Source organism: Natronincola peptidivorans (assembly GCF_900111615.1).
GTDB lineage: Bacteria > Bacillota > Clostridia > Peptostreptococcales > Natronincolaceae > Natronincola_A > Natronincola_A peptidivorans.
On sequence record NZ_FOHU01000014.1, the window covers coordinates 39,350 to 58,276 of the forward strand.

Annotated in this window: 36 protein-coding genes; 4 read left to right on the forward strand and 32 right to left on the reverse strand. The window is 32.4% G+C overall.

Features of this window, described 5'->3' with window-relative positions:
* From BMX10_RS13385 to BMX10_RS13505, 27 genes are all read right to left on the reverse strand, one after another.
* A complete protein-coding gene (locus BMX10_RS13385; RefSeq protein WP_090445223.1) occupies window positions 1–282 on the reverse strand; it encodes a hypothetical protein in 282 nt (93 codons plus the stop codon).
* 11 nt (window positions 283–293) lie between these two features.
* The gene (locus BMX10_RS13390) at window positions 294–1,484 is read right to left on the reverse strand and encodes a phage major capsid protein (protein ID WP_244272723.1); all 1,191 of its coding nucleotides are present in this window, start codon (window positions 1,482–1,484) and stop codon (window positions 294–296) included.
* The gene (locus BMX10_RS13395; protein WP_090445428.1) at window positions 1,484–2,212 is read right to left on the reverse strand and encodes a head maturation protease, ClpP-related; all 729 of its coding nucleotides are present in this window, start codon (window positions 2,210–2,212) and stop codon (window positions 1,484–1,486) included. The genes BMX10_RS13390 and BMX10_RS13395 overlap by 1 nt, the downstream gene beginning before the upstream one ends.
* A 105-nt stretch (window positions 2,213–2,317) precedes the next feature.
* Window positions 2,318–3,466 carry a phage portal protein gene (locus BMX10_RS13400; RefSeq protein WP_090445226.1) on the reverse strand — a complete coding sequence of 383 codons (1,149 nt, stop codon included), beginning with the start codon at window positions 3,464–3,466 and terminating at the stop codon, window positions 2,318–2,320.
* An 18-nt stretch (window positions 3,467–3,484) separates the two neighbouring features.
* Window positions 3,485–5,119: a terminase large subunit domain-containing protein gene (locus tag BMX10_RS13405; protein ID WP_090445229.1), complete on the reverse strand. Its 1,635-nt coding sequence runs from the start codon at window positions 5,117–5,119 to the stop codon at window positions 3,485–3,487.
* Entirely contained in the window at window positions 5,106–5,432 is a 327-nt protein-coding gene (locus tag BMX10_RS13410) for an RNA polymerase subunit sigma-70 (RefSeq protein WP_244272724.1), read from the reverse strand. Before BMX10_RS13410 ends, BMX10_RS13405 begins: the two co-directional genes overlap by 14 nt.
* 112 nt (window positions 5,433–5,544) lie before the next feature.
* Window positions 5,545–5,859, reverse strand: a complete 315-nt coding sequence (locus BMX10_RS13415) for an HNH endonuclease (RefSeq protein ID WP_090445231.1) — start codon at window positions 5,857–5,859, stop codon at window positions 5,545–5,547.
* Between the two features lie 51 nt (window positions 5,860–5,910).
* Entirely contained in the window at window positions 5,911–6,582 is a 672-nt protein-coding gene (locus BMX10_RS13420) for a hypothetical protein (RefSeq protein ID WP_090445233.1), read from the reverse strand.
* Window positions 6,583–6,590: 8 nt separating this feature from the next.
* Entirely contained in the window at window positions 6,591–7,607 is a 1,017-nt protein-coding gene (locus BMX10_RS13425) for a DUF6731 family protein (protein WP_090445236.1), read from the reverse strand.
* Window positions 7,608–7,718: 111 nt separating this feature from the next.
* Window positions 7,719–8,432, reverse strand: a complete 714-nt coding sequence (locus tag BMX10_RS13430; RefSeq protein WP_090445239.1) for a DUF4145 domain-containing protein — start codon at window positions 8,430–8,432, stop codon at window positions 7,719–7,721.
* A gap of 622 nt (window positions 8,433–9,054) precedes the next feature.
* Window positions 9,055–9,462, reverse strand: a complete 408-nt coding sequence (locus BMX10_RS13440; protein ID WP_090445244.1) for a sigma factor-like helix-turn-helix DNA-binding protein — start codon at window positions 9,460–9,462, stop codon at window positions 9,055–9,057.
* 25 nt (window positions 9,463–9,487) lie between these two features.
* Window positions 9,488–9,718 carry a hypothetical protein gene (locus BMX10_RS13445; RefSeq protein ID WP_090445247.1) on the reverse strand — a complete coding sequence of 77 codons (231 nt, stop codon included), beginning with the start codon at window positions 9,716–9,718 and terminating at the stop codon, window positions 9,488–9,490.
* Between the two features lie 16 nt (window positions 9,719–9,734).
* On the reverse strand, window positions 9,735–10,511 hold the full coding sequence (locus BMX10_RS13450) for a hypothetical protein (protein WP_090445249.1): 777 nt from the start codon (window positions 10,509–10,511) through the stop codon (window positions 9,735–9,737).
* Window positions 10,512–10,557: 46 nt separating this feature from the next.
* Window positions 10,558–10,731 (reverse strand): hypothetical protein, encoded by a 174-nt coding sequence (locus BMX10_RS18065; protein WP_170834824.1) that lies wholly within the window; start codon window positions 10,729–10,731, stop codon window positions 10,558–10,560.
* A gap of 29 nt (window positions 10,732–10,760) precedes the next feature.
* On the reverse strand, window positions 10,761–10,982 hold the full coding sequence (locus BMX10_RS13455; RefSeq protein ID WP_090445252.1) for a hypothetical protein: 222 nt from the start codon (window positions 10,980–10,982) through the stop codon (window positions 10,761–10,763).
* Entirely contained in the window at window positions 10,960–11,229 is a 270-nt protein-coding gene (locus tag BMX10_RS13460; RefSeq protein WP_090445255.1) for a hypothetical protein, read from the reverse strand. Before BMX10_RS13460 ends, BMX10_RS13455 begins: the two co-directional genes overlap by 23 nt.
* The gene (locus BMX10_RS13465) at window positions 11,226–11,489 is read right to left on the reverse strand and encodes a hypothetical protein (protein ID WP_090445258.1); all 264 of its coding nucleotides are present in this window, start codon (window positions 11,487–11,489) and stop codon (window positions 11,226–11,228) included. The genes BMX10_RS13460 and BMX10_RS13465 overlap by 4 nt, the downstream gene beginning before the upstream one ends.
* Window positions 11,490–11,529: 40 nt before the next feature.
* Window positions 11,530–12,228, reverse strand: coding sequence for a phosphoadenosine phosphosulfate reductase domain-containing protein (locus tag BMX10_RS13470; protein WP_090445261.1), 699 nt, complete (start codon window positions 12,226–12,228; stop codon window positions 11,530–11,532).
* Between the two features lie 141 nt (window positions 12,229–12,369).
* A complete protein-coding gene (locus tag BMX10_RS13475; protein WP_090445264.1) occupies window positions 12,370–13,119 on the reverse strand; it encodes a rolling circle replication-associated protein in 750 nt (249 codons plus the stop codon).
* Between the two features lie 320 nt (window positions 13,120–13,439).
* Window positions 13,440–13,646 (reverse strand): hypothetical protein, encoded by a 207-nt coding sequence (locus BMX10_RS13480; RefSeq protein ID WP_090445268.1) that lies wholly within the window; start codon window positions 13,644–13,646, stop codon window positions 13,440–13,442.
* A gap of 19 nt (window positions 13,647–13,665) precedes the next feature.
* Window positions 13,666–14,211, reverse strand: coding sequence for a 3D domain-containing protein (locus tag BMX10_RS13485; RefSeq protein ID WP_170834825.1), 546 nt, complete (start codon window positions 14,209–14,211; stop codon window positions 13,666–13,668).
* A gap of 25 nt (window positions 14,212–14,236) precedes the next feature.
* Complete coding sequence (locus BMX10_RS13490; RefSeq protein ID WP_090445274.1) at window positions 14,237–14,431, reverse strand: hypothetical protein; 195 nt, start codon at window positions 14,429–14,431, stop codon at window positions 14,237–14,239.
* 54 nt (window positions 14,432–14,485) lie between these two features.
* Complete coding sequence (locus BMX10_RS18490) at window positions 14,486–14,614, reverse strand: hypothetical protein (protein ID WP_280140776.1); 129 nt, start codon at window positions 14,612–14,614, stop codon at window positions 14,486–14,488.
* Window positions 14,615–14,620: 6 nt separating this feature from the next.
* Entirely contained in the window at window positions 14,621–14,779 is a 159-nt protein-coding gene (locus tag BMX10_RS18610) for a DUF6906 family protein (protein ID WP_408633604.1), read from the reverse strand.
* Window positions 14,780–14,793: 14 nt separating this feature from the next.
* Window positions 14,794–14,988, reverse strand: a complete 195-nt coding sequence (locus BMX10_RS13495) for a hypothetical protein (RefSeq protein WP_090445277.1) — start codon at window positions 14,986–14,988, stop codon at window positions 14,794–14,796.
* A gap of 62 nt (window positions 14,989–15,050) precedes the next feature.
* Window positions 15,051–15,239, reverse strand: a complete 189-nt coding sequence (locus tag BMX10_RS13500) for a hypothetical protein (RefSeq protein ID WP_090445281.1) — start codon at window positions 15,237–15,239, stop codon at window positions 15,051–15,053.
* 59 nt (window positions 15,240–15,298) lie between these two features.
* Complete coding sequence (locus tag BMX10_RS13505) at window positions 15,299–16,078, reverse strand: Rha family transcriptional regulator (RefSeq protein WP_090445284.1); 780 nt, start codon at window positions 16,076–16,078, stop codon at window positions 15,299–15,301.
* Window positions 16,079–16,175: 97 nt separating this feature from the next.
* Between BMX10_RS13505 and BMX10_RS18070 the strand changes: the two genes are divergently transcribed.
* Complete coding sequence (locus tag BMX10_RS18070; RefSeq protein WP_170834826.1) at window positions 16,176–16,349, forward strand: hypothetical protein; 174 nt, start codon at window positions 16,176–16,178, stop codon at window positions 16,347–16,349.
* On the opposite strand, the gene BMX10_RS18075 is transcribed toward BMX10_RS18070, so the two are convergent.
* The 3 genes from BMX10_RS18075 to BMX10_RS13515 are packed head-to-tail and all read right to left on the reverse strand — an operon-like array spanning window position 16,342 to window position 16,908.
* Window positions 16,342–16,485 carry a hypothetical protein gene (locus BMX10_RS18075; protein WP_170834827.1) on the reverse strand — a complete coding sequence of 48 codons (144 nt, stop codon included), beginning with the start codon at window positions 16,483–16,485 and terminating at the stop codon, window positions 16,342–16,344. The genes BMX10_RS18070 and BMX10_RS18075 overlap by 8 nt on opposite strands.
* A 13-nt stretch (window positions 16,486–16,498) precedes the next feature.
* Window positions 16,499–16,678 carry a hypothetical protein gene (locus BMX10_RS13510; protein ID WP_090445288.1) on the reverse strand — a complete coding sequence of 60 codons (180 nt, stop codon included), beginning with the start codon at window positions 16,676–16,678 and terminating at the stop codon, window positions 16,499–16,501.
* Between the two features lie 14 nt (window positions 16,679–16,692).
* Complete coding sequence (locus BMX10_RS13515) at window positions 16,693–16,908, reverse strand: hypothetical protein (protein WP_090445291.1); 216 nt, start codon at window positions 16,906–16,908, stop codon at window positions 16,693–16,695.
* Window positions 16,909–17,000: 92 nt separating this feature from the next.
* Between BMX10_RS13515 and BMX10_RS13520 the strand changes: the two genes are divergently transcribed.
* Complete coding sequence (locus BMX10_RS13520; protein WP_090445294.1) at window positions 17,001–17,333, forward strand: hypothetical protein; 333 nt, start codon at window positions 17,001–17,003, stop codon at window positions 17,331–17,333.
* Between the two features lie 32 nt (window positions 17,334–17,365).
* Here the strand turns inward: BMX10_RS13520 and BMX10_RS13525 are convergent, their stop codons facing one another.
* Both BMX10_RS13525 and BMX10_RS13530 read right to left on the reverse strand, forming a co-directional pair.
* Window positions 17,366–17,554 (reverse strand): hypothetical protein, encoded by a 189-nt coding sequence (locus BMX10_RS13525; protein ID WP_090445297.1) that lies wholly within the window; start codon window positions 17,552–17,554, stop codon window positions 17,366–17,368.
* Between the two features lie 15 nt (window positions 17,555–17,569).
* On the reverse strand, window positions 17,570–17,800 hold the full coding sequence (locus BMX10_RS13530) for a helix-turn-helix domain-containing protein (protein WP_090445300.1): 231 nt from the start codon (window positions 17,798–17,800) through the stop codon (window positions 17,570–17,572).
* Window positions 17,801–17,968: 168 nt separating this feature from the next.
* Between BMX10_RS13530 and BMX10_RS13535 the strand changes: the two genes are divergently transcribed.
* A complete protein-coding gene (locus BMX10_RS13535; protein WP_090445303.1) occupies window positions 17,969–18,421 on the forward strand; it encodes a helix-turn-helix transcriptional regulator in 453 nt (150 codons plus the stop codon).
* Between the two features lie 20 nt (window positions 18,422–18,441).
* Window positions 18,442–18,906 carry an ImmA/IrrE family metallo-endopeptidase gene (locus BMX10_RS13540; RefSeq protein WP_090445305.1) on the forward strand — a complete coding sequence of 155 codons (465 nt, stop codon included), beginning with the start codon at window positions 18,442–18,444 and terminating at the stop codon, window positions 18,904–18,906.
* Window positions 18,907–18,927 lie beyond the last annotated feature (21 nt).

Below are 18,927 nucleotides of genomic sequence, written 5' to 3' on the forward strand. Positions count from 1 at the left end.
CTACTTCTCATCTGACTTCTTTTTCTTTCCCTCTGCTCCTCCTGATTTCTTTTTATCCTTAGTACCCGCTTTCTCCTCTAGCTTTTCTTTTTCCACTTCATTTTCTGTTTTGTTAGGCTCCTCTGATCTTTTTTGCTCCTCTACCATTTTTTCAAGAAAAATACCAAGAGCGGTAGCGTTTATTTCCTCATACCGCTTTTCATTTATGGATATTTCCTTGCCTTTTGTGTATAGAACTTTGGTGGTTTTATCTCTAAATGTTTTTAACACCTTCGCTTTCATTACTTACCCTCCTATACTTCTGGAATTTCAACTTCCATATCAGAAATATCAAATACTAAGAAACCTTCATTGTCTAAAGGCTTCCCATTTGCATACTGTTTAGCAATGTAAGTTCTTTCATCTTCCAAAAACTTATAGTGATCTGAGTATTCTACTTTTTGAGTAGATCCAACTCCCATGAAATAATCCTTAGCCATACCAGCAATCATTTTATCTTCTACAACTGCTACTGATTGAACTACTTTAGCTGGAATTGGTAATACTCCATAAACATAAGTTTTATCAGCTGTTAAATAGGTTGTTTGTGGGAATATTTTTTTCCAATAAGTAATTGGATTTACTACCAAGAGCACACTTGAAACTGCTCTTTTGCCACCTTTTGTTAATGGTGCCATAATCTTTGTTCCCAAGGTGCCTGGTTTTAAATCAGTCATTACTACAGCTGTTTTATCAGGATATACTCCATCTACAACAGCACCAACTAAATTTTTTATCATGCCTATTGGTTGATCTTTTCCCGTACCTGCAACAATAGCAAGTTCTAAAGCTATAGCTAGAGATTCAAATAAGATTTCTCTCACAAACCGATCTAACCATTGTGGCCCTAAATCTAACATAGCCTTAGCCACTGGTACAAATGCAGATAACTTATAGAGTTCTGTTTTTTCTTTCTTGAATGCCATTTCTAGCTTTTTGGTAATTGAAGCAGTAAGTATTCCCCACCATGCAGCCTCTACATCATTGTTTCTAGTAATCCATTCTGTTGTAGCTGTGGTATTTACAAAGTTAATCTCACTAAGTAATGGGTGATTCTGTCTTAGATCCTCAAATACTCTATCAAATATTGTGGCTGGCATCAATTTTTCAGTTCCAGCAAATCCTGCCCCACTAATAACCTCATTGTAGTATGCTTTTTCCTCGGTGGTTAATGGATTTAATCCTCTTTTAACCATTACAGCTTGATCATTTAGATCTTCATTCATCGATTGCTTAGCTTCTTGCAATATTCTAGCCTCGATACCTTTTGCAAGCTCAATTTGCACCTTAGCAAAGGCTTCACTATCTCCACTTTCAATAGCATTTTTAATTTCTTCTTGTAATTCTAATTCACTTTTAACTATTAAATCTAGATTTTCCATTCCTTTTGATGCAAATAATTGTAAGTCTATACCTTTTTTAAAAAATTTATTTTTCTTCGTCATTATTCACTACCTCCTGAATTTTGTTTTTTAAAGGCATTAAAAAGAGTAGGTTTTTCATTACCTACTTTCTCTTTATCAACTGATATTTTTTTGTTGTACTTATTGAACAATGTTTCTTTGATACTGTTTTCTGGTGGATCCTCTTCCTTTTCTTCTTCCAATATTTTAGTGCATAATCCAAATGCTAGGCATTCCTCTGCAGTTAAATAGGTTTCATCTGCTATTAGTTTTTCTAGTTCTTCCTCAGTCCCTGCAAACTTACTCATGTAACTGGCTTTAACAGAAGTATCAATTTTATCTAACTTATTAGCTTCTTCTCTCAGCTCATCAGCATTACCTAAAACTATAGTCCAGGCCTTATGAATCATCTGCATACTGTTAGAAAACATATATACATTCTTACCTGCTGTAGCAATTATACTTGCTCCACTACCAGCCATAGCATCAACATAAACGTTTATGTCTCCATCATGTTGCTTAAGTAGATTACATATTGCTATAGACTCAAATACATCACCACCACCAGAGTTTATATGAACATTAATGCCTTTACCTTTTAACCCTTCAAGCTTTGTTCTTACACCTTTAGCTGATATGCAATCATCTTCGTCATCCCACCAATAAGCTTTTCTGATAGTGCCATATAGATATAATTCAGCTACTTGACTATCTACTTCATTCTTAACTTCTAATCTAGTTTGAATTTTAGGTATTTCTATTTTGTCCAATTCCTCACCCCCTTTCATAAACTTCCATCTAGTGCAGCACTATATCTAATTTTTTCATTCCCCCATTCTAAACATTCACAAATCATCTTTTTACCTTTTTCCAACTTAACCAGCTCCTTTATACCTCTGTTCAATTCTTTCATAATTCTTGGTCATCCACTTAGCTTTACTCCATTCAGTTTCAAGTGGTTCCATGCCTAAGGCTCTAAGACTATCATCTACAGAATAAGCACCTATTCTGGTTAGTATATCTAATGCATTAGCTATATCCTTAATATCTACTGCTTTAATCCTGGAAGTGTCTAGCTTGACATAGGTCCTCTCTAAATATAACTTTTTGCCATATAGCTTCCTGTTAATTTCATCAGTCAATAATTCAGCTATAGGGTTTACACAAAAGGTTAAAAAATTGTTTACTGCCTTATCTGTATCAGACACATTCCCTTTTAATAACTGCGGGGGCACCTGTAAAGCTATGGCTACAAAGTCAAATATGTCATCTATAAAAGCTCTTATATCCTTTCCATCAGCTCCACTTTTTTTCCCTATATTGCTTTCTAATTCATCATACTTCATGTTGTTGGTTAACGGTAAAACAGCTCCACCCTCAGCTTCAAAAAATCTTTTGAATTTAGATGTTAGCAGCTCATTTAGATCTTTTTGTGCTTTATCGGTTTGAGGATAACTTGTGGGTATTTCTAAAGTTCCTCTTCTAGCATTATTCTTTTTATAATTAGCACTGCTAACTATAATTAATTTTGAGTAAGATGCATATAATCCATCTATTACTGTTCTAATTTTCTCATCGTGTAGCTCAAAATGAAATACTTGTGATTCTTTATAAGTATCTTTTAGTTTGTAGTCTTCTATGACTATGTTTTTATAGATGTTTTCTTTAAAAGCAAATTTCACAGGATCAAAGCTGTCTGCTACATAAAATTTTTCATCCTGTTGTATCACTAAGCATTCATTGTGATATACAAGTTTATGGATTACATCTCTCCAGAACTTACTAGAGGATTTATTTTGATTAGGCTCCACATTAAATAAGTAGTAGTTCTCACCCTTTTTCTCTTTTCCTTTTTCATAAGTAAGAAATTCACTTCTTGCAACTGCATTAGCTATTAAATTTACACATGCTTGGACAGCTAATTCTTTATAAAATATTTCTCCAGCAAGTTCCCCGCAATAAGCATCTAACTTTAACGTACCATCATCTTTGAATAATCCTAAAAACCAATCCCATACTGCCATTAATTCACCTCCTAGTATTTAAAATGTAATAACGTCATAGGAAGTAAATTCTCCCACTTCAACAAGTTCCTCATCTTTGCTCATAGCATGTAGAAAACAGAAAAACCCATCAGTTTTTCTTTTGATAGGCTCTATCTTGTGGTATGATTTATTTCCTTTGCTATCTGTTTGAACATAACAGTTGTTTACATACCATCTCATTAATTTGTCATCCCCAAATATTAATAACCCACCGGCAAACAATTGAGTTATTAGAGGATGTAATTTGTTATGTGTTATATAACCACTGGGTATTCCATGAAATTCTATTCCCTCAGCTTCAAAGGCTTCTTTTAATCCTGCGTATCTATATCTATCAGCAACAACCATTTTTATTACATAGGAGATAGCTTGTTCTTTAAACCAATCAACTATTAATTTAGGAGGTATAATCGGCTCTCCACGTACTATAGTTGCCAACCCTAAGTCTACAGCTTCTTTTATATCAATATTAAACTTGGTAAATTTAATGCTTTTCTCATGTATAAATGTGTGCTGCTTAAATATCCTTTTACCATCTTTTTTAAAGAGTAATCCAACAGAGCAGAAATCTTTTAAATCAGCGTAATCTACTGCTCCTATACATTCTTGTCCTATTAAATCTGGTATAGGTTGATTTGTTGCTTTTATTTCTACCCATTCTGCAACAGCTTTAGCTTCATTTTGCGTGGGTAAATTCATCCTTTTGGTTAAAAAAGCTACTTTCAACTCTGAACTTTGATGCATATCATTGTATTCTTTCATGACAGTTCTTTTTAATGTCCTATTATGATTAATTCTAGGAATAGATTTCTCCCATAGTTCTGGATCCTCTACTTCTTTTTCATTATCCATTTTAAATATAAAAGGGAAAAATCCATTGTGTGGATCTTCCCCCAGTAATACTCTTTTAGCTTTCTCTTTTAAATCATCTAGCACAGATTCCCTTACTTCACCATCAGTAGTTATCGAAAACCTTCTTGGATTTTCAACTTTCCCTAATCCTCCAATATGAACCTTTATATTATCGTAATTTTCATATTGGTGAACTTCATCAAATATTACTGCTCCTGGTCTACCTCCATCTTTAGTTTTCGCATTAGATGTACAATATCTTAGTGTTGAATTAGTTTTCTTATAAGTTATTTCTTCTTTAGTTCTGTAAAATAATTTTTGTAGTTTAGGAATATCCTCTATTACCTGATAGACTTCTTCAAAACTTGTTTTTGCTTGTTTTTCAGATGTTGCTACTATATCAATATCATAATTTTTTATGTTATGTTTATCACTTTGCAGGTAAAAGGATGTACAAGAGATCAATCCATTTTTTCCACCACCTCTACCCATATACACAAAGAAATCATCAAATACTATGTCGCCAGTATCTTTGTAAAATACTCCAGCTACAAAAGAAAAAAAGAATTTCTGAAAGTCTTCTAGTTTGAAAGGAAAATACTTTTCTACAACCTCTACTGCTTCATAAATTTTATCTTTATCTATTACTACATTTTTATCTTTTAAAACTTTTTTAACAAATTTCATTAATAACTTTTGTTCTTTACAGCTATGAACTTTTTTCTTCTCTACTGCATCGATCCAAGTATCTATAAATTCATGATATTTATAATTCCTCATCTTCCTCAACTACTTTCAAATCAGATGCTCTTATGCCTAAGTCATGAAGGATAGTCAGCATTTGCTTATTTACTTTTAGCAGCTCTGATATGCTTTCGTTTTTCTTATACCCTCCTTGGCTGTCGCCATTGGACCACTTAATAGATACTCCTCTAAATTCTATATCTTGAATTAATTTGTTTTTTATATCCCACAGAGATAGGTAATCCTTAACTAGGTCCTTGTAGTGAGCATGCTTATCTATTTTTTTCTCTTTCATTTGTTTGTTTATAGCTCGTTCAATTTTTTTTCTTAATTTTTCTAATTCTGTCAACTCACCACCACCCCCCTATATGCGAGAAATTTTAAAAAATTTCCAGAACCATGTATGGCATCCGGTCCTGGGCTTTTTGAGGTAAATCGATTTTATTGACCCGGGGGTATGCCTATTCCCAACGTTCTTCATTGCTAAATTTCTTTTTAGGTTCAATCTTTTTTAATTTTTCAGGATGCTCTTCATTATGACATGCATTGCATAAGCTTATTAAGTTGCTATCTGTTAATGCAAGCTCTGGATGCGACTTTAGATGCTTAATATGATGAACGCATTCAGCTAATGAAAACAATCCTTTCTTTTTACATTTCTGACATTCATTGTTATCCCTTAAGAGTATTTCTGCTCTTTTCTTTATCCATTCTATACTTTTGTAAAATTTTCTTACATTACCCTCTATGATTGCTTTTAGCAATTCTTTTTTCATATGTTTTACTCCAAAAGAAAAAGAGCCTATTGGCTCTGTTAAGTATCAATACTAGATTTTTTTTGCTGTCTTTTTTTCCTTTTTCATTGCTTCTTTCATCTTGTCATAGTGATCAGTATTTGATTGTATATTTTGTATGCTATAAATATCCTTTATTTCTCGTAATAATCCTATCAATTCTTTTCTTTCTTCTTCTTGAATTTTAACAGCATCTGATGCACTATCTATATTTACTTCATACATTTTTAATACAACTGCTGTAAATCTAATAAATTCTACAATAATAGTTAAAAAAGAAGTTGTATATATAAATATAAAAAACTCCAATGGGATTGCATCAAAAAACATTGTTATAATGAAAAAAACAAATGATGCTACCAATGAGTTCTTTGAATAAGTGATAAAATTAGCACTGAGATTTTCTTCAGAAATTCTAATGATAGCTTGGGAATAGCTAGACCCAAATACAGACATAATTGTAACATTAAAACCTATTAACACCACTGAAATAGTACTTAACATTTCTAGCCTTGTTTGAGTAAATATTATTTCTGATAAAAACTTATGCACACCAATATAGAACAGCTCGACAGATCCGATCTGGAATGAAAAAAACTTTATAATAACTGCTACTAAAATAAAACCTAAAGGAATAAATCGCAAACCTTTTTCAATTATCAAATTATGAACTTTACTAATTGAGTTAGGCTTTTGATTTTCCATTTTATCACCTATTCCCTTTCTGGCGGAATTCTATTTGCCTCCCTTGGCTCACTAACTAACCTTGGAAAATCACTAGTTACCATATCAGCTATAAATTCCCTATAGCTTTGGGATAATGTTCCTTCATATCCTTGGTATAATCCAACAACTGTATTACCTATGTATTCTGAAGCTGGATTATTATTATCATCATTTTCTAATATTTTATCTTTAAATTGTTTACCTATATCTTTTAAATCTATTGTATCTAATTTTCTTGTATTTGTATCCCTATATTTCACTTTAACACTATCTATATAATCATTGTCTAAATTTAGTATATTTATTAATTGCTTAATTGTTTCAAGATTCATAGTTGCTTCTCTACCTTGTCCAACATTAAATTCTAATTTTAAATTTTTTGCATCAATGCTAGTATTAGCAGTTCCAAATCTATCGAGTACATCTAATATTAACTGATGTCCTGGATTATTAATACGCACCCCTTGATCGATAATATTCTGATTATACCTATCAAGTTTCAATTTTATTTCTAGATAACGGATTTGCATTGTTCTCTCTATATCCTCTTGGCCTCTTCTCGATATAATAGGTATAAGTTTTATTTCCCACTCCGATCCTTCTATTCTATGAATAAAAGAGGTGAAGTATTCTTCAATATTCTTTGACTTTAATCCTTGCATATTATAGTCTAATACTGCAGTTCTATATCGTTGATCATAAACCATCGTAACAAGCTCTACAATATCAATGTTATTCTGAATAGCTCTTAAATCAGAAGTACCCACACTGCCTAAAAAAGGTTTATAGTTTCTCCTAAATTTACCAAAAGGTATAATTCTTTTTTCTCTATGAGAATCATTAAAGTGCAAAGGAAACATTGCTGCAATATTTTCTCCAATCCTTCTTACTCTATGGTCCCAAGGAAACATTGCTACTTCATCGATAAATCTTAAAAATTCCAAATCAGTTTTTTGATTATCCTTAAATATTGCAACATTATAAAAGTTTATTGTTTTACTCAAAGCAATCACCCCTTTCACCCACAAATTCGTCAAAAGGTTTATTAATCCTCTATCTTTCGATAGCAAATTTCGACATAAAGGGTATGTTGACTCTAAGTTATTCAATATCTATTATTTTTTAGGCATGCTTTCCAAGTATTTTTTAGTTATTACATCATTTTCGATCCAATTAAGCGTGACTTTCATAAGATTCTTCAAATCATTAATATCTTTATCTACCCATAATTTTGAATAATGCGTCTCATCGTTCCCAATCCAAGCAGCTCTATTAGCAAGTTCCTTGATCCTAACATCCTCAATATATTCTCTTATGCAATGACTTAATAATTTTTTAGGATCTTTAATATCACTTTCTCTATCAGGATTTTTATAAATTGCATAGTCTTTAACTAAGTACTCTAAAGCTTTCCTGTATCCAGGCCCACATATTTGATTTAGATTCAACATCTCAGCTATATGAGCTTCATTATATATCTCAGAAAATTTTTTTGATATATTATCAATTATATCATTGAAATCAATTGTTCGATGCTTACTTGGTGCAGATTTATACAGCTCATATCCTATAATGCTTCCTATCGGATACGATTCTTTTCTATAATAAGCTATAAATAATTCCCTGCATTTTAAGCTAGTACATATAAATGCTACCTGCAATATATTATAGGTGTAATATTTATTCTCTCCATATTCATAAACTGACACAATTTTTGGTTGAATACTATTATGGCACATGGGACATTCTTCAGGAAGTTTATTAATTTTATATTTCTTAATAAACATTTCTATATCATTGTACTCATAATATGGACCTATTCTCTGCATGCTTATACCTCCTATCTAAGTCATCATTCTACATAGAAAAAAGATTTCCTCTATCTTTTGATAGCAAATTTCGACATATATATCATAATTAATATGTATACTTTTTAGAGATACTTTAAAATATTTATAACCCATACTTTGGAGGTCATCATATGAGAGAAAAGTGTCGTTGGAGAAAAGTTCATTTTGAATTTTTAATTCTTATTTTAGTCATTCGAATAATAATTGAATTAGAAAACTAAGGGCTAATCTCCAGCCCCACTTTAAATAATAAATAAAAAAAGTAGTTGAATTATTTCAGCTACTTTTTTATCTCTCCCGCCTTTTCTGTTTGATTTTCCCTTTCTTTTTCTCATAAGAATTGTGTGTCATACAGTCTTTTACACCTTCAAACTTTTCCTCTATGTAGATATCTATGTCTTCACAGTTATCCCTCTCTGGGCAATCTGTACATAAAATCTCAGATGCACAAACTATCTTTCTGTTATCAAATTTTACTTTAGTTTTATGCTTTTCTATGATGACCACCTCCAAAAGGGTATAAGAAAAAGGCAGCCAGAATCCTAACCGCCTTTTTTATAATTATCTACTAATATCATATTACCACTAAATACTATCGCATTTACTCGCATCTTTTTCTAGCTAATAATTTTAAAGCATCTGAATGTATTTTATGTATATGCTGCCAGCTATAATTCATATCCACGGCTATCTGCTCCCAGCTTTTGCAATCTATATACCTTAACCTAATTAGATACCGCTCCCTCTCTGGTAATATCTCTATAGCCTCTTCTATTTTCCTTAATATCTCATAAGACTTTTCTAGTTGCTTATTTATTCTTTGTTGTACCTCTATTATCTTCATTACAACATTTGATATTTTATCAGAATTATTATTAGTACTTTTAGGTTCATCAGTGATGTAAGTTGTTATTTTTGTAGCCTTTGTCTCTAATTCTAACAATTTATCTTCTAGCTTTTGGATATTACGCTGTAGCCAATAATATTCTTGTAAGTCCTTCTTAGTCATATATTTTTCCCCCTTTGTGCCTTCCCTAACCAATGCATAATTCTTTTATATTATATTCCTCTACTGCATAGCCTCTATTTCTTGTTTCTACGAAACACCTTGCTCCTAAATTTGTATAGAAATTAACTTTTAACCCCGTTTTTCTAACCCTTATATTTTTTATGCACCTGCTGCAGTAGGATCTATTCCCTATGACGATTAATTCTGTAATGCTTTTGGAAGATCTTTTACAGCATGAGCACTTTAGTATACTCATCTTGATCCTCCTCTACCTAATTTATCATCATTTTCAATTCTTCCAATTCTTGAATAATAGCTCCTAATGTCTCTCTACAAATTAACGCATTCTGAAAACCTTCTTCTATGATGACACCATTTTTCTTAATCTCATAATGTGTCCCTGTAAGCTTCCCCACTAACACCTTCTTTAGAGCTAAAACTGTTGTTCTTTCTTTGTTTAATTCTTTAGTATTTTGACCTGTTTTTTCTCTATCCTCTTGAACCTCTTCCTTTTTGATTTCCTCTTGTTTTTTTCTATATTTTTCAATATAGCTTTGAGCTGTACCCCAAGTTATTCCAGTTTTTTTCTTTATTTTTCCAGCTGTATATTCTGTAGACGTAGCTAGCTCTTTAGCTTTGTCATAATCTCTATCATTCTTTTTTATTCCCATTTTCTTACTACCTCCCTTTAAAATTAACTTTATATGGCCATTTGCAAGCTTGTATTTTTCAATGCTTATGCGATAACTCTTATCTTTTGCTCGCATTGTTATGTACTCCTGGCATTCCTGGACAATGATGCACTCTTTTGTCTTTTTTCCTTCTATCAACTCATATTCTTCTCCTATTTTATATTGCTGCTCTTTTCCATTTAACCATTGCATGCATTCTGTAATACTTCTAAATTTCTTGGTTCTTATATCACCTCTGCTGGTGTCTATTCCCACATATATATCCTTTGCTCCATCAAAGGAATAAAATTTTCCTAATGGTTGTCTATCCTCTATAATTATTAAAGCTTCACTTAGTTTTAATTCTTTTATTTCCACAAAATATATATCCCCCTTCTGATTACTTAGGCTTCAAGCTTATACTTTATAGCTTGAGCCCTCTCAATATTAATTTTCCCTTTGCAGAAGTTGATATTTTTGCTTTTGTTACACCATCAATCTCAATCATAGTTCCTCTAATCAATTGTTTTGATATTAACTCAACGATTATATTCATCAAATTATGAATTTCCTCTTTAGGAATAGGATCAATTCCCATGTCTGTTGCATCTTCTCCAAATAGTTGTGCTATTCTCTGTTTTGCCCTTTCAATCTCAAGTTCTTGTCAGCTTCCATACTTGCCTGAGGACATTTGCAAAATTTAGTTGCCATTTTTATTTTTTCTTCTTTTGTAGCCTCTTCTGAATAATCTAACATAATTACTTCTCCGCAATATTTACAGTGGCCTAAATCACCCATTATTTTATCCTCACTTTCTTTTAATAAACTAACAATCCCTATAGTATACACCTTCGATTTTCCTGTTTTTAATATCCTCCAAACTAATGCTTTTAATTTTAAGACGTATTGTAGTTTTAATTTCTGGATTTATACCTTTTCCTGCTAATCCATTGGTATAGTCTACTATGTCATGTAATATACCGGCATTTGAAACATAAGCTAAATACCATGTACCTGTTTTGCTGTCTATGAAGAAAAGATCTATATTTTCCCCATAGGCAAAGTTTACCTCTACTAGTTTAAATCTATCTTTCATATCATCCCACCTTTGTTTTTTTCTTTATACCTTTTTATTCTCTTAAACACTACATGTTGATCAATATAATAGATTTCTCCTATTTCTTTGTATGTCAGGCCTTGCAGTTTCAATTTATACATATCCTCTACATCATTTTGGGTTAATTGGGCTGGTTTTTTTGAGTTAGGATTATCCAACTTTCTAAAAGCAGTTTCTATACTACAGTTGCAAAATATAGCAATTAGTAGTGTACTGTAATTATCTTGTAAAAGGTCCAACCTAAACACCCCCTTTGCTTCATCAAAATATTGAAGTGCGTCATATATTAAGCTGGCATAAAATGCTACATTCCTCCATAACTTCATCTTCTAATTTTCCTCGGTATGGGTCTAGTTCGTCTAAAAATATGCCTTTTATACAACTATGTCCTATTACTCTTTCCTGCTTTGCTCTTTCCTCAAATACTTCCGAAAAATCTTTCCGAATGTTATTCCAGTAACCCATGCCACCCTTCACACAACCTATACAGTTATTATTTCTGTAGCCTAAATCATACATGATAGGTCTTTTAATACCTAACTCTCTAAGCATTCCATGACAATCTTCTTTCGTGAGATTCCTTTCTATGAGTGGAAATTTATGTTGAAACTGTGGCATTGTTTCAAGTAGCCTTTCTGCTCTATGTCTTTCCCCTACATCATAGCCCCAAATATAAGTTAAATCCTTTTTATCATGCTCCCATTCCTTGCGAACTCTCTTTTTTAATATTTCAGTACACTTTGCACCATAGGCTCCGTTGATGTATCTAAATTGCTGGATAACCTCTCTTACTGACTTGTACCTTGATTGCAATATTTTTATTTCAAAACCTAGTGCTTTCTCACAGTCTTTTAAAAATCTTATACTATCTTCGTGCTGGTCGTTTATGTGAATATATAGCATTTTATCTAAGTTATCTTTTTCTAGATATGCAGATATAAAACTACTAACCCCAGCACTAAACCAGCTTACTATCATTTTTTCACCCCTTTATTACTCATAATTCAAATACTACATCTCATACAATGCAGCTAAATAATTTAGTATAATCCCATTCCTGGACATAATCTCTACCATTCTTTCTACAGGTATAAAATTTAATCCACGCTTCCCCTTATTTTATATTTGCAGCTTCCTCATTTTTATATAGATGTGAGTACCAGCTGTAATTTCATTTATATCTACCTTGCAGGAGTTCAAGAAATATCCTGGATATAACTTAGTGAAAAATTCTTTATCCTCTTGTGATGTTACTATTTTTTCTATTTTCTTCCGGCTGTATTTGCTATCGTTCACCTTTACCTTTGGCTGCTTTAGATTTTTTGATTGGGTCCATCTCTTAGATCCTCTAGGATCCTTAGTAATATATCTGGCCAGTCCTTCATATCCAAACTCATCCGCTTTTAGTCTGTCTGCATTTGCTCTACCTTTTGTCCAGAGTTCCTCTACTATATCTCTATCCATACCACTCATTACTATGTGATGATGAAGCCTTACTTCTTTTCCTTCTTCCTCTTTTTCTTTGTACTCAATTACCGCTATATACTTTAGAGTTTCTAGTCCATTTTTCTTTCTATAATGTTTTACTCGCCTGATATAGTTTGTTACATCTTTTCTTGCCTCTTCTTCACTTTTGGGTAATTCTTTATCTATATATGTAAGATGGACCGCTAGATCCTTATCTGTAAAATTTGTATTGATTAATCTGATTAAATGTTTTTTTGCATTTTTGTCATTCAGCTTTTTTTGCTTTGGTAATGATAGTTTTTCTTTTTTTGCTCTTGGCTGTTTTTTTTGATTTTTGCTTATAGGATATATTTCTACCTCGAGCATTCCTCCAGAATATATTTTTTTCTCTCTGTATGGCATTTCTTTTTTCCTCCCTGGCCCCCTTAATCTTTTTTTATAGATATAGGAGAAAATAGAAATAATATTTTTGATTACTATTAAATTATTAGATTGTGTTTTCACTTGATAATATTGATTAACTATTACTATAGTCGATAAAATAATACCTATTACGAGTCCGAAAACACCTATGTAGAATGTCCTTTTTGTTGACTTTTCAATGGATTTGCTTTAGAATTAAATTAAAGATTTAAATGAAAACTTTTGATGGAAAACACATTACACTGCATGTCTAAGTGAGAGTAATGTGTTTTCTTTTATGTGTTTTTTCATTTAAACCTTTACTCTTCAACCACTTCACAATCCTTTGGTACTACCATGTATAAGCCATTCTTATTTTTGTAATCTGTTGAATATCTTCCTCTAGATGTTCCGACTACTCCAAGTACCATTCCTATACAATCTGCATACCAGTAGGTTTCAAATGAGGCTTTAACGATTCTAATCTTTTTCGGTAGTTTATTCATATCTTTGCTACCTCTTTTCACTTTGTCCTCCTCTGGATAATTACATCTGTAGAACTATGTCTAATTCTTTTACTCCCCATTTCATAGCCTCTTCATGCGTATTCATTACTACATCTAACCTTGCACCGCTGCTTCTTCTAAGTGCAGCTCCAGTGTCCTCTATAATTGCATCTCCATAGCCTGGGATATATAGCTTTGTCCCATACTCAAGTTTTTCAGGATCTGCTGCAGCTATCCCCACTCTGGGCTTGGTACCTGTGGCAGTTACTTCTGGATTATCATCCGCACAGATACCACTAATGTTTTCTGATGGAGCGTAAGCTGTAACCCGTGCCCTTATGATTCTAAGCTTTTCATTTTCTTCCAGGAGTTGTTGAATCTTTCTCTTATCTCTAAGTGCTATTTCTTTTAAAACTTCTTCCTTATTCTTCATCTCTTTAATGTCATTCAATAGCATGCTATTTTTTTCGTTCAGTATGACAATGTCTCTGTTTTTGTCATTAATGGTACCTCTAAATCCCGCTACTACCATCATAAAAACTAATATGTATGCCAGGTTAACAGCTGTTCTCTTTTTTATTTTCAAGCTTATTCCCCCTTTTTCTCTTCCTCTAAACAACATGATTCTTAACTATCTCCAAGGCTTCTTTATAAGCTTTACTTATTTTTCTAATCGTTTCTAGCTGTTCTGATTTCTTTAATCCCATATTCAAAATTGTATCAATGGCTCCTATATACATGAGATCTAAGTCTCCTGACTGTGTTTTTTCTTTTTCAGCTTCTCGAATGATCCAATGCTTTTCCAATTGACTCCCCTCCTGTAAATTGTTATACTCTAAGTAATAATATTTCTAAATCCCTTATTTGCTTGCCGGCGGTAAGGGTTTTTCTTTTTCTAGATAATTTGCAAAGTCTATAAATTTCCCATCATTACAAATACTTATTAATCCATGTTCTCTGTACAGCTTGTCCGCTAATTCAACAGTCATTGTTATTTACACCTCCTTATAAAATGCACTAGTTTTACCACTGATCCTATGTACAAATATCATTTCTGTTGAGGTATTTTTTACATTTAACCAATTTTTATGGTCCAGCCTCTTTGATGTTAAAAATTCCTTTTGCTTTCTAGTTAGCCTCTTACCATGCTTCAAATAATCCCCCTCCGCTATTCTCCTATTAACTCTAGTCTTTCAGTTCTCAGAGCCTCTATTTGTGCTGTTATTTCTTTTTTTCTTTCACAGGTGATTCTAGTATCCAAGAATTCAATACTTAGGCGGGTGTCCTCTACGACAATCTCTTCTACCCTAGCTGTCTGAGCCTCTGTTAGCTTATCGATTCTTTCCCATGTTTCTGATTTCAATTTTCACACCTCCGCTTTCTTTTATATGCTTGTCCTACTTTATGTTAAGACAAAGACGTTGATTAATCTCCTATGTCTATCTCCTCATTAGCTGCAGCATGTGCAATCTTGGAGATGGTTTCTGATATCCTCTCAAGTACTTTGTCTATTTCTTCTTTGCTTTTACCTGCATAGGCACCATCGTAAACCTCTACTTTTACATTGCCTTGCATCCATTCTGCAACTTTATTACCTTTTTCTATTTCTTTCACATCAATCACCTCCACTACGACCTATTAAATAACTGGGTTGTACTATGCTTTTCATTTATTTATGCGACCTTATATTTTATGGCCATCTCTTTTACGATAGCTATGTAAACCTCTGTGAGCCTCTTATCATCAGCAATTACATCTACTTTTGTGAGCTTATCAACCCTTGATTTGCTACCTGTTTCCTCTAGTACTTTTCGTCTTCTGTTTGTAAGTCTAATATTTAGCTTCGCTCCTGCTCTTTGGTCCAGGAGCTTATAGCTCTCTTCCCTTACTTCTCTATAGGCTTGTGCTGTGGCACCTCTTACTCTTGCAATCTTATTGATTAGAGAGTTCACTTCATTTCTCCAGCTGTTAGGATTAAGAGCGACAATATCTCTCATAGCCTGCACTTCTTGTTGGACCTCTACAGCTTTATTCTCTGCTTCAGTTGCTTTGGTTGTTACTTGCTCTAATTGTAGTTTCACATCTTTCATGGCCTGAGCTTGCATTATGATTAGGTCCTCTATACAGGTAGGTTTTAGTTCTAGTTCCATCCTGTTAAAGGCTTGTACATATTTCGCGGTGAATACGATGCCTTTTTCTCCGGTCATTTTGTTTCCTACCATTTCACAACCTTGTTTTGTAAGTAAATAACGAGGTAATTTTCTTCCAGTGCTGTCCTCATAGGTTCCTCCTAAGAAGAAATCACTCAGCCCAATTTTGGACTCAGCTAAAACTTCAATGTAATTTCTTATGTCTCTTAGTAGATGTCGATGTTCTTTTTCTACCATTGCTGATACATCTCTACTATCCACTAATAATCTCCCATTTTGATTCATTACTGTTATATCTTTCATGGCTTGCTCCCCTTTCATTTGTAGTGTTTTGTCGATTTATTTATAAAGGTTTCCCTCTCTTCCTGCAGAATTTTGTAGTAGGAAGGAGGTGATTTGATTGAATTTTGAAAAGTTAAAGCTAAATACTATAGAAGAATGTAACAAGTCATTAATCAAGGTTAACGATGGTTCAAGTAGTCAAAAAACAATTGAGCTTTATATTGGAATAGCTTCTGAAGTTTGCACAATTATGATTGAAAAATATCATAAAGAGATTAATAAATCTAAATAGAATCCTTTGTTACAAGTGCTAGGCTTTCATATAACTTATCAATAATTTTTTCCACAGGCTGCTCTTGAACTTGCCTTTCAAGAACAGCTACCTTTTTTTCTAGCTCCCCTATTCTTTGCTCTAATGTTTTTTCCAATCTTCCCCACCTCCTATAAAAACCTTATTATTCTATTTTTTTGATTATCAAATACTACAGTTGCACCAATCCTCATACCATTTTTTAAGGCTTCTTGGTACTCTTGTGAGCCTACAAAAGGTATGATGATTCTCTTTTCTCCGGACATAATATAAACTCTTTGACTGTTGTAATCGTACACATCACCTATCATCCATTCCGACTCCTCTACATCGCTTCTTTGGTTGTTGCTTGTTCGTCATCACCTACATACTCATGAAACTGCTTAGGTGATATATAATAGGTCCACATGGAACTCATTTTTACTGCAGTTCCGAAAGGTAATAGTCCTCTTTGTAATCCAATCCTTACGAATTGTTGAGACTTTCCCATGATTTCCGCTGCATCTTTAACTGATATTTTTTTCTTGTTATCTTCTGGCATAGTTAAACCTCCTCTATATCGCTTCATTGCTTGCTACTTGCTCGTCTCTACCCTTAATGGTAAAATATACCTATGGAAGGGGGTGAACTATTTTGAGCTTACAATCTAAGTTTTCTTTAACAAGTGAAGATAAAGCTATCTTGACTGAATCTCTTAAGTTATTCATAGCTAATGAAATTGAAGATATTCCACAACAACATAAACTAGATATTAATAAAGTTGCTTTTAATATAATCGCTATACTCAATAACAAAGACTCAAATTTCACAGAAAACCAATACTTGATAATGTACAATGCTCTCGATTATTTTAAAGACAATGTTTCTGATGTTAATACTAGTGATATTAATATTAATGCTGATTCTATTAGATTTAACGAGATAATATCTAGGCTGATGAATACTATTGATAGGTGTATAGGTTGATTTTTTAGGACAGTAGGAGTAAGCGTTGACTTCTACTGTCTATTTTTAGCTTTGTTTCTATACTCTTTTACTCTATCTAAGTAATTAGCTACATCATTTTGAGCTTTAATTTCGTCATCCCTTTTCTCATTTTCATAATTAAAGGTTACAACAATTTCTTTGTCTTTTTCATCAAAGTTTGTATTTAATAATTGTACTAAATGCTTTTTGCTCGATCTCACTCTTCCTCACCTCCTCTATATCGCTTCTTTGGTTGCTACTTGCTCGTCTGGTACAAAAGTATCTAGCGAAACCCCTAAAACTTTACAGATTAAAGCATATTCATGCGCATATATATTTCTTTTTTCATTTAACATCGCACTTAATATTGGTTGAGGTATTCCTGTAGCCTCAGAAACGAAAGACTGTTTCAATCCTTTGCTATCTATATACTTTTTTATTTTTTTTCCAATACTAAAATTATTCATTTAGCCATCTCCTCCCTCGTCTTTATTTCATATTTCATGAAGTTAATTATAATATAATGCATATATTATGAAGTGTCAACACTTATTTTCATGTTTTATGAAGTTTTTATTGTAATTTCGGATTAAAAATTGTAATATATAGAAAAGGGTGAAAGGTGCTGATTATACATGAAACATTTAAAAACCATAAAAGAAAAGATATCTCATAACATAAGATGCTTTAGAGAACTGAATAAATTAACACAAAAGCAACTTGCTGAAAAATTAGGTGTTAAGCATAATGCAATATCTAGTTGGGAAAGCGGAACCAATGCAGTAGATATAGAAATTCTTTTAGAGATGTGTAAAATATTTGGCGTAACAATAAATGAGATGTATGGAATAGAAAATAAAGAAAAGCAATATTTAAGCCCAAATGAAATGAAACTTATAAAAAGCTATCGAACTTTAACTTCCTCTGGAAAAGAATCTATAGATAAAACCATTTCTAACCTTCTTGAATATGAGAGAAATTTAAAAATTGAACTAGAAAATAAAGAGCCGGAGTTAATGGCAGCTCACAATGATGATAATTCAGAAGAGCAACAAGAGTTAATGAAACAGGATTTAGAGGAGTTATAAAAAAACTTGAGGTGATCTAAATGAATACATATGAAAGATTGCTTATACATGCAGAAGATAAGAACATTATAGTAGTCGAAAAATATTTTAAGTCAAAATCTAAAGGTTTGTGTAAAAATAATAAGATTGGTATTAGTAAAATTATTAAACACTCTACTGAGAAAGCTTGTGTTTTGGCTGAGGAACTTGGTCATTATCATAGAACAAGTGGTAATATACTAGATCAATCTAAAATCAATAATAGAAAACAGGAACTTAAGGCTCGTAGGTGGGCTATTAAAAAATTGATTCGTGTAGAACAGTTTATCGATGCTTTTGATGCTGGGGTAAGAGATCGTCATGAGTTAGCAGAATTTTTAGAAGTGACTGAAGAATTTATAGATATGGCTATAGAGCATTTTAAAGGAATATATGGTTATTCGCATACTATTGGAAATTATACTTTATTTTTTAGTCCATTATGGGTTTATAGGCATTTTGAATAATATAGATAATGGAAGGGGTTG